Genomic DNA, 7,905 nt, shown 5'->3' with positions numbered 1-7,905 from the left:
GGCCAGGGTGACGCTCTATGAGCGCTCGCCGGAAATGGCGCAGTTTGCCCGCCGCAGTCTGGAACTGCTTGACAATGCAGCCTTTTCGGCCCGCGTCGAGGTGCGCGAAGCGGATGTGACGCTGCGCGCGAAAGCCCGTGTGGAAGCGGGTTTGCCCGACGATCATTTCCATCACGTCATCATGAATCCGCCCTATAATGATGCGGGCGACCGCCGCACGCCGGATGCTCTGAAAGCGGAGGCCCATGCGATGACGGAGGGTCTGTTCGAAGACTGGATCAGGACCGCGGGTGCGATCATGATCCCGGGCGGGCAGCTTTCCCTGATTTCGAGGCCACAATCAGTGGCGGAGATCATTGCTGCCTGCGGCAGCCGGTTCGGCGGTATCGAAATCACCCTCATCCATCCGCGTCCCGGCGAGGATGCGGTACGTATGCTCGTAACCGCCATCAAGGGATCGCGCGCACGGCTGTCCTTCCGCGCACCGCTCATCATGCATGAGACCGGCAGCCACGCCTTCACCCCCTTCGTTGATGACCTCAACAATGGTCGTGCGGCCTATTCCCGTAATGTAAGGGCAATCAGACCCGGCTTATAAAATCACCGTGACGCTAGCCGCATGCCATTGTGTTTTGCCCGGCGATACATACATCCGTGTCGATGAAGTCATTGCTGTGAGGATTGATTGGTGGGTTTGCTGAAGCTTCTTGTGCCGAAACGCTTTCGTAAAAAAGAGCTCGTCATTCCCGTGGTGCGCATGCATGGCGCGATCATGGCCGGCGGCAACCAGTTCCGCCCCGCCCTCAATCTCGCTTCCTATGCGCCGCTTCTCGAAAAGGCCTTCGCCGTCAAGGATGCTCCGGCCGTCGCCATTTCGCTCAATTCGCCCGGTGGTTCGCCGGTGCAGGCGCGGATGATCTATAACCGTATCCGCCAGCTTGCCGAGGAAAAGGACAAGAAAGTCCTCATCTTCGTGGAGGACGTCGCGGCCTCGGGCGGCTATATGATCGCTCTTGCCGGCGACGAGATCATCGCCGACCCCACCTCAATCGTCGGTTCGATCGGCGTCGTCTCCGGCGGCTTCGGTTTTCCGGAAATGTTGAAGAAGATCGGTGTGGAGCGGCGCGTTTATACGGCCGGCGAGAACAAGGTCATTCTCGATCCCTTCCAGCCGGAAAAGGAAGGCGACATCGATTACCTGAAGTCGCTTCAGGTCGAAATCCACAATGTTTTCATTGATATGGTCAAGATGCGCCGCGGCTCCAAGCTAAAGGGCGACGAGGCGATCTTCTCCGGTCTGTTCTGGACCGGCATGCGTGGCCTCGACCTTGGCTTGATCGATGGGCTGGGTGACATGCGCGAGGTTCTGCGCCGCCGTTATGGTGAAAAGGTGAAGCTCCAGCTCGTCAGCGGCGGGCGCACTTTGTTCGGTAAAAAAGTACCTGGTGTGAATGCTGCGTTTGGCCTCGACACCCCAAAGCTGGCAGCGGGCGCCGTCGCGGGTCTTGCGGAGGTCGCCGAAGAAAAGGCATTGTGGTCGCGTTTCGGTCTATGATGTCGCGGGAATAAAGCCTTATGGCGCAGCTTATTACAATCATTCTTCTGGTGGTGGGGGCCATCATCCTCTACCGCCGCTTCGTTCGCGATGCGGAAAAGCTCTCGGCAAAATCGAAACAGCGCGAGAAGGAACGCGAGACCGGAGCGATCGGCACGCTGATTAAGGATCCCGAGACGGGGGAGTACCGCGTGAAGCGTGAGGATGAGGCATAAGGCGCAGTCATCCCGGACAATCTCGTTTGCCAGTCCTGAAGGATTGGGGTTAACCCAAAAATCAGCTTTTCGGGACAGCCCTGAAATTCGCCGAGTATTTTCGTCCCGATTGTGCGATTAGTGATCCACAAATTTTAGGGTGATCTGCTTTGCTTCGGCCTAAGCCGGCTGAAGTCTCGCATTGCGCAGCCGGACGGGGTAGTTTTGCAAAAAGTTCATTCCATTCAGTTTTTGCGGGCGGTCGCCGCGCTTTCCGTCATGTTTTTTCACATTGTCGGGGCTCCTCTGACGATAGGCGCCGCCGGGGTGGATGTGTTTTTCGTAATATCGGGATTCGTGATGGGCATGGTCGGCGATAAGGCGACACCCACCAAATTCCTGCGTCATCGGCTTTTCCGTATCGTGCCGCTCTACTGGGCCGTTACACTGCTCATGTGCCTTGGCGCGCTGGCAGGCGTGTTTTCCACATTCACCTTTACCATGGACCATCTCTGGAAATCTTTGCTGTTCATCCCTTATGCGGATGCTTCGGGCCAGGTCACGCCTCTCGTGATGGTGGGCTGGACGTTGAATATGGAGATGTTCTTTTATCTCGTTTTTGCGTTGGGTCTTGCACTGCGCGCGCCCATTTCCGTGACGATCATTGTCCTGACGGGCATGGTCTGCCTGGGGCAACTGGCGGACTGGCAGTCTCCCTTCATGCAGATCTGGGCCTCGCCGCTGCTGCTGGAATTCCTCGCCGGTCTTGTCCTGTCGCAGATTGCCTTTGCGGGCGTGCGCAGCGGCGCTGCGGCCCTGGTGCTTGCTTTTGTCGGCTTCGCTTTCGCGGCCGGTATCGGTGAGCAATCCGGCCTTCTGCGCATCGCGAGCTGGGGCGTGCCAGCCTTTCTGCTGGTGGTGGGCTGTGTGTGGATCGAAAGAGCGGGTGGCTGGCCCATCGCGTGGCTGAAGCCTTTTGAAATCATCGGGGACGCTTCCTATGCGCTTTATCTCCTGCACGGGCTGGTTATTTCCGTAGTCTACAAGATCATAGCGCCGGGCCCTGCGGCGGGGATCGTGGTTGTTTTTGCGGCATTGGCTGTCTCGGTTGCAGCACATCTCCTGTTTGAAAAACCGGTGATCAGGCTTCTCAGGAAATTCGCAGACCGTGGCATCGGTGGTCAACGTGCCGAGGCCGTGGGCTGATCGTCGCTTCGCATAAAACCTTGACCCTCAGGCCATGCCGTGGCACCAGTCCGCATCCGAAGTAAGTCAATGCTTACTTGTCCTCCTAACGCCGCGATGACTGCAATGACCGATGTTCCCGACCATATGAACCCGAAGCGTTCCTTTCAGGCGCTGATCCTGACGCTGCATAATTACTGGGCCGACAAGGGCTGCGCGGTGCTGCAGCCTTACGATATGGAAGTGGGCGCGGGTACGTTCCATCCGGCCACGACGCTGCGCGCACTTGGGCCGAAGCCGTGGAAGGCCGCTTATGTGCAGCCCTCGCGCCGCCCGTCGGACGGCCGTTACGGGGAAAACCCCAACCGTCTGCAGCATTATTACCAGTATCAGGTCATCCTGAAGCCCAACCCTTCAAACCTGCAGGAACTCTATCTCGGTTCGCTGAAGGCCATCGGCCTCGATCCGCTGCTGCACGATGTGCGTTTCGTCGAAGACGACTGGGAAAGCCCGACGCTCGGTGCCTGGGGCCTTGGCTGGGAATGCTGGTGTGATGGCATGGAAGTCTCGCAGTTCACCTACTTCCAGCAGGTCTGCGGTATCGAATGCTCGCCGGTCGCGGGCGAGCTGACCTATGGTCTGGAACGCCTCGCCATGTATGTCCAGGGCGTCGACAATGTCTACGACCTGAACTTCAATGGCCGCGAGGGCGAAGAGAAGATTTCCTATGGCGACGTCTTCCTTCAGGCCGAGCAGGAATATTCCCGCCACAACTTCGAATTCGCCGATACGGCCATGCTGCATCGCCATTTCATCGACGCCGAAAAGGAATGCCAGGCGCTTCTCGCCGCCGGTGCGCCCGGTGACAACGATAATCAGCGCCTGCACAAATGTGTGTTCCCGGCCTATGACCAGTGCATCAAGGCCAGCCACGTCTTCAACCTTCTGGATGCGCGCGGCGTGATCTCCGTGACGGAGCGCCAGAGCTACATCCTGCGTGTGCGCACGCTGGCGAAAGCCTGCGGCGAAGCCTTCCTGCTGACGGATGCCGGCGGGCTGAACTGGAACAGGGCCGCCTGAACCTTTATGTAAGGCGGGGCAACAGTCTAACGTGCGGACGCCGTTCTGGTGTCCGCACCTCTTGAGGAGGGGTAGGGAATGTTCATCACGCTGGCAATCATCGCGGCAATCGCGCTTTATGTCGTCTTCATCTATAACGGTCTCGTCAAGGCGCGGCAGATGAAGGAAGAGGCGTGGTCAGGCATCGACGTGCAGCTGAAGCGCCGCGCTGATCTCATCCCCAACCTCATCGAGACCGTGAAAGGTTACGCGGCCCATGAAAAGAGCACCTTTGAAGAGGTGATCAACCTGCGCAACCGGGCGCAGGCCGTGCCGGCGGGCGATGTCGAAGGCCGCGCCCAGGCGGAAGGACTGCTGTCACAGGCGCTCGGTAAGCTCTTTGCGCTCGCCGAAGCCTATCCCGATCTGAAAGCCAATACGAACTTTCTGGAATTGCAGCGCTCGCTCGAAACCATCGAAAGCGAGATCCAGATGTCGCGCCGTTATTACAATGGCGCTGCCCGCGATCTTAACGTCAAGGTGGAGAGCTTCCCGTCCAATCTCGTGGCGGGGCAGTTCGGTTTTGCCAAGGCGCCCTATTTCGAGATCGACAACCCGGCCGACCGCGCCGTGCCGACGGTGAAGTTCTAAGCACCGGCTCACAAATTCCCGCCGATATTCCGATAGCCCGGCTTTGCGCCGCATTCTTTGACAAGACGACGATCATGATCGAACTGACCATCACCCCGCCCGGCCACCCGCTTTCCGGCAAGGTGGAGCCGCCCGGTTCCAAATCCATTACCAACCGTGCACTTCTGCTGGCCGGGCTCGCCAAGGGCAAAAGCCGTCTCACGGGCGCGCTGAAAAGCGACGATACGCTTTACATGGCAGAAGCGCTGCGTGAGATGGGTGTCAAGGTAACCGAGCCTGACGCCACCACCTTCGTGGTGGAGAGTTCAGGTGGGTTGCATCAGCCGGAAAAGCCGCTTTTCCTCGGCAATGCCGGCACAGCCACCCGCTTTCTCACCGCCGCTGCCGCCCTTGTGGATGGCGCCGTCATCATCGATGGCGACGAGCATATGCGCAAACGCCCGATCATGCCGCTGGTGGAAGCCCTGCGCTCCCTCGGCGTTGAGGCGGAGGCGCCGACCGGCTGCCCGCCCGTCACCGTCTGCGGCAAGGGTACTGGCTTCCCGAAGGGCAGCGTCACGATCGACGCCAATCTTTCCAGCCAGTATGTGTCCGCACTTCTGATGGCCGCCGCCTGCGGCGACAAGCCTGTCGATATCATCCTCAAAGGTGAGGATATCGGCGCGAAGGGCTATATCGATCTCACCACATCGGCCATGGAAGCCTTCGGTGCAAAGGTGGAGCGGGTGAGCAACGCCATCTGGCGCGTGCATCCGACCGGCTACACGGCGACCGATTTCCACATCGAGCCGGATGCCTCCGCCGCCACCTATCTCTGGGGCGCTGAACTTCTGACCGGCGGCGCCATCGATATCGGCACGCCGGCCGATAAGTTCACCCAGCCGGATGCCAAGGCCCATGAGGTCATGGCGCAGTTTCCCCACCTGCCCGCTGAAATCGACGGTTCGCAGATGCAGGATGCCATTCCCACCATTGCGGTTCTCGCCGCCTTTAACGAAACGCCGGTGCGTTTCGTCGGCATCGCCAATCTGCGCGTCAAGGAGTGCGACCGAATCCGCGCCGTCTCACTCGGCCTCAACGAAATCCGCGATGGTCTGGCGCATGAGGAAGGCGACGACTTGATTGTGCATTCCGATCCCTCGCTTGCGGGCCAGACGGTCAAGGCCTCCATCGACACTTTCGCCGACCACCGCATCGCCATGAGCTTTGCGCTGGCCGCACTGAAGATCGGCGGCATTGCCATCCAGAATCCGGCCTGCGTGGGCAAGACCTATCCCGGTTACTGGAAGGCGCTCGCCTCGCTGGGCGTCGACTATACCGAAAAGGAAAGCGCTGCCGAGCCGCAGCACTGAGCCATTGAGGAGGGATCGCTCGTGAAGACCATCGCCGCAAGATTTCTCGCGCTGTTCGTCTTCCTGGGCGCGGCCTTCCCGGCTTTCGCGGAAGAGTTCATCCGTTCGTATCATTCCGTCATCGAGGTTGCGCGAGACGGAAAGCTGACGGTGACGGAGACCATCACCGCCCGCGCCGAAGGCCAGAACATCAAGCGCGGCATTTTCCGCGATTTTCCGCTTTATGCGCTGGATGCGAATAACCGCCGCACCAAGGTGGATTTCAGCGTCGTTTCGGTGGAGCGCGATGGTGCGCCCGAGAACTGGCGCACCGAAAATATCGATGGCGGCATCCGCATCTATACCGGCAGCGCCGACCGTTTTCTGCCGACCGGCGAACATATCTTCCAGATCACCTACACCACCGCACGGCAGATCCGTTATTTCAGCGATTATGACGAGCTGACCTGGAATGTTACCGGCAATGGCTGGCAATTCCCCATGGGCGAGATTTCCGCTACCATCACGTTGCCTGATGGTGTCAAGGCGACGGATACCGCCGTCTTCACCGGTCCGCTTGGCGCAAAAGGCAAGGACGCCCGCATCCTCAGTGAGGGCAACGAGGTTTTCTTCGCCTCCACTCGCCCCTTTTCGGTGGGCGAGGGCATGACGGTTGCGGTGAAACTGCCCAAGGGGGCTATCACGGCTCCTGACACCACGCAGGAGGCGGGGTGGTGGCTGCGGGACAATCTCGCCATCCTCCTTTCGGGCGGCGGTCTCTTCGTCGTGCTCCTCTATTATCTGCGAGCCTGGTTCGCCGTGGGCCGCGATCCGGCAAAAGGCGTCGTCGTGCCGCGCTGGGACGCGCCGGATGGACTTTCCCCGGCGCTGGTCAATTACGTCGATAACCGCGGTTTTTCCGGCGCAGGCTGGACGGCGCTTTCCGCTTCGGCACTTGATCTGGCCGTAAAAGGTTATGTGGTTCTGGAGGACCTGAAGAACGCCATCGTCATCCGCCGCACGCAAAAGGCGACGGCCGACAACCTGCCGACGGGACAGAAGACGCTGCTTTCCTCCATCGGTGGGCCGGGGGAGACACTAACCATCGACAAGGCCCATGGGGCGGAGGTCGAGAAGGTCGGCAAACAGTTTCGCGCAGCGATAGAGAAAGAACATCGCGGCAAGTATTACCGCAGCAATGCCGGCTACACCGTGTTCGGTATCTTCCTCAGCCTCGCCCTCATCGTTGCGACGCTGGTCTTTGGCGATCTGGATGAGAGCGCCATCGCCGCTGTGCTGGTCTTTGGCTTTTTTGCTTTCTTTTTCAGCATCCTTTCGATTGGCATCGGCCGGCAGTTTTCGCGCGGCGCGCCGCTGCGCAAGCGGATCGGTGGCATCGTCATGCTGGCCTTTGCCGGTTTCGTGGCCTTTTCGGCCATTGGCGGCATCGCCACGCAAATCCTGCTTGACGTTACACATGACACCAAGTCACTGGCGCTCGCCGCCATCGGCGGAATCGTGCTCATCAATGCGCTGTTCCTGTTTCTGATGGGCGCACCGACGCCGCTCGGCCGCAAGCTGATGGATGGCATCGAAGGCCTGCGGACCTATCTGACGCTGGCCGAAAAGGACCGGATGAACATGGCGGGCGCGCCGGCCATGTCGCCGCAACATTTCGAAACGCTGCTGCCCTATGCCGTGGCGCTCGGCGTCGAAAAGCCCTGGAGCCGTACGTTCGAGACCTGGCTCGCGACCGCCGCCGCCGGTGCCGCCGCGGCAAGTTATGCGCCGGGCTGGTACCTGGGCAGCAATTACGGCAGCTTTGGCGACAGGATCGGCGGGTTCTCAACCTCTATGGCAAGCACAATCGCCTCCACCATTCCGCAGCCTGTCAGCTCTTCCGGCTCCAGCTTCTCAGGCGGGGGCGGGG

Annotated in this window: 8 protein-coding genes; all 8 read left to right on the top strand. The window is 60.0% G+C overall.

Going from position 1 to position 7,905, the window contains the following annotated elements:
* A partial coding sequence (locus tag DOU54_RS20080; RefSeq protein WP_286079948.1) for a tRNA1(Val) (adenine(37)-N6)-methyltransferase occupies positions 1–598 on the top strand: 598 nt, incomplete at its 5' end.
* Positions 599–688: 90 nt separating this feature from the next.
* Positions 689–1,555: a S49 family peptidase gene (locus DOU54_RS20075; RefSeq protein WP_006699473.1), complete on the top strand. Its 867-nt coding sequence runs from the start codon at positions 689–691 to the stop codon at positions 1,553–1,555.
* Positions 1,556–1,575: 20 nt separating this feature from the next.
* Entirely contained in the window at positions 1,576–1,770 is a 195-nt protein-coding gene (locus DOU54_RS20070; protein ID WP_004440115.1) for an NfeD family protein, read from the top strand.
* Positions 1,771–2,028: 258 nt separating this feature from the next.
* Positions 2,029–2,955: an acyltransferase family protein gene (locus DOU54_RS20065; RefSeq protein ID WP_286079951.1), complete on the top strand. Its 927-nt coding sequence runs from the start codon at positions 2,029–2,031 to the stop codon at positions 2,953–2,955.
* Positions 2,956–3,051: 96 nt separating this feature from the next.
* Positions 3,052–4,014 carry a glycine--tRNA ligase subunit alpha gene (locus DOU54_RS20060; protein WP_020813609.1) on the top strand — a complete coding sequence of 321 codons (963 nt, stop codon included), beginning with the start codon at positions 3,052–3,054 and terminating at the stop codon, positions 4,012–4,014.
* Between the two features lie 78 nt (positions 4,015–4,092).
* Positions 4,093–4,644 carry a LemA family protein gene (locus DOU54_RS20055; RefSeq protein WP_006699477.1) on the top strand — a complete coding sequence of 184 codons (552 nt, stop codon included), beginning with the start codon at positions 4,093–4,095 and terminating at the stop codon, positions 4,642–4,644.
* 74 nt (positions 4,645–4,718) lie between these two features.
* On the top strand, positions 4,719–5,996 hold the full coding sequence (gene aroA / locus DOU54_RS20050) for a 3-phosphoshikimate 1-carboxyvinyltransferase (protein ID WP_022555660.1): 1,278 nt from the start codon (positions 4,719–4,721) through the stop codon (positions 5,994–5,996).
* Between the two features lie 21 nt (positions 5,997–6,017).
* A partial coding sequence (locus DOU54_RS20045) for a DUF2207 domain-containing protein (protein ID WP_113731772.1) occupies positions 6,018–7,905 on the top strand: 1,888 nt, incomplete at its 3' end.

Source organism: Agrobacterium sp. MS2 (assembly GCF_003261015.1).
Classification (GTDB): domain Bacteria; phylum Pseudomonadota; class Alphaproteobacteria; order Rhizobiales; family Rhizobiaceae; genus Agrobacterium; species Agrobacterium pusense.
This window is presented reverse-complemented; position numbering and strand designations above follow the sequence as displayed.

Excerpts from the sequence above, each read along its gene's own strand:
- DOU54_RS20070 (WP_004440115.1), top strand. The coding sequence starts at position 1,576 with ATGGCGCAGCTTATTACAATCATTCTTCTGGTGGTGGGGGCCATCATC.
- DOU54_RS20065 (WP_286079951.1), top strand. The coding sequence starts at position 2,029 with ATGTTTTTTCACATTGTCGGGGCTCCTCTGACGATAGGCGCCGCCGGG.
- DOU54_RS20060 (WP_020813609.1), top strand. The coding sequence starts at position 3,052 with ATGACTGCAATGACCGATGTTCCCGACCATATGAACCCGAAGCGTTCC.
- DOU54_RS20055 (WP_006699477.1), top strand. The coding sequence starts at position 4,093 with ATGTTCATCACGCTGGCAATCATCGCGGCAATCGCGCTTTATGTCGTC.
- aroA (WP_022555660.1), top strand. The coding sequence starts at position 4,719 with ATGATCGAACTGACCATCACCCCGCCCGGCCACCCGCTTTCCGGCAAG.